Source organism: Candidatus Aquicultor secundus, from assembly GCF_002791875.1.
In the GTDB taxonomy this organism is placed as follows: Bacteria; Actinomycetota; Aquicultoria; order Aquicultorales; family Aquicultoraceae; genus Aquicultor_A; species Aquicultor_A secundus.
The window spans coordinates 1-1,626 of the sequence record NZ_PFNG01000228.1 but is presented as its reverse complement, the minus strand read 5'-3'; the positions used below and the strand labels follow the sequence as shown (position 1 = coordinate 1,626).

General features: G+C 48.2%; 1 protein-coding gene. It reads right to left on the bottom strand.

Annotation, left to right across the window (positions count from 1 at the left end):
- On the bottom strand, window positions 1-1,626 hold a 1,626-nt coding region (locus COY37_RS09720), incomplete at both ends, for an LAGLIDADG family homing endonuclease (RefSeq protein WP_286977406.1).

Genomic DNA, 1,626 nt, shown 5'->3' with positions numbered 1-1,626 from the left:
TGCACTCGTTGATATACTGCGCAACCTTATCCTTGTTGCCCATGATGCTTGTAAGCAACGCCGCCATAAACTCCACCGGATAATGAGCCTTCAACCAGGCCGTTTGCCACGAGACAACCGCATAAGCGGTCGAGTGGGAGTTGTGGACTATTAGATTGTTGGCAATAAAATTATGGGTACCCTCTATCTCAAGATCGTAGGTTTGCTCAACACCCATTGGTTCGATCGAGACGATTTTGTCCCAATAGATATCGGAAGTTGCATGTTTAATTAGCTCGTCAGAGCCGAAGTAATCGCCCATCCTACGAATCGTACTTCGTCTAAATCCTTGCTTGCGAGAATGAATCGCTCCGACAAACTCCCTCATGGAGAGACCGGTTTTTTGCTCAATCTGCGGCCAGGTTGCACCGAGCCGCGCTTTCTCTTTTTGCACAATGCTTTTTATGGCGAAGGGGACTACATCGCGGCTCAGCTTATCGTCCCCTATTGACTCATAGTAAGCGCGTAGTGCTGTAAGTTCTTCCCCGCGTCCCATGATATGGTGGCCGATGCTCTTGATAAAGCGCTCGATGCTCTCCCTGCCCTGCAGGTAGATTGTATAGCCAGGCCGCACTTGATCTCGGTACTTAAATAGTTTATCAATAATCCTGCTGACGATCCCAAATCTCAGGAGCAGGTGCTGCACCTGCGACGCCATTTTCCTCGATGATGTAGCATAGAAGGGAACCCTGTTTGTCCCGGTTGAGATTAAGAAGCCGTCACCAGCCCAAAGGCGACCGATAAACAATGCAAGCGACTTCCTATCTAAGGTAAAGACTTCTGGGGGGATAAACTTCTGAGTTGCGTCTTTATATATAAGGCCGAGGTCCTCCAGCCACAGCCTGGCTCCAGAACGCGGGCTCCGCCCATTGACCGGTTGACCTGATTCTTTCTCAAGCTTGTTCCAGGGGATCTGGCCTTTCTTAAACCGTGCGTCTTGCCCCGTACCCGCATAGACTTCATAAAGCCCGCGTCTCTGGCGCACTGTTACGTGGGTATTTTCAAATTGTTCAACGCTGGAAATGAAATCATCGACCTGAATATTATCTTTACTGTAATAATAAAAACCGCTCGGGTGGCAGGTGTTCCCCTCGGACAGTACGCCCGCGAGAACGACCAATCTGTGCTTCGGCCAACTGTTATGACCGAGATCAAGCAAACTACGAGGAGACGCTATCTGATGCCCTATTCCCAGCTCTCTAAGCTCTTTCCAACCATCAATAGTCAAAAATGGATGATTATCCGTGACTGTAATCTCGTGACCGAGTCTGGTTTTAACTTTATATACTTGCTTGCGCCCATTAGCCACACAATCGATAACAGGACGTTTAACTATCTTATAATCGCTATCGCAGCTTAACGTGTTGATGTTTCGCCTGGATGTATATAATTCTTCGACTGTTACAATATCGCCGGTGTCGGCATCCACAATCTCAGTTGAGCCAATTACGCATTTATTAAATCCATAACCAGCAAAATGTACGATTAAATCGAATATCTTTCCTGCGAGCCCCTCTTCAACGCCATTTTCGACGGAGCCTTCCACGAATTGCCGGCGAAGCTTGGTCAGGACTTCGGGGAGCTTCT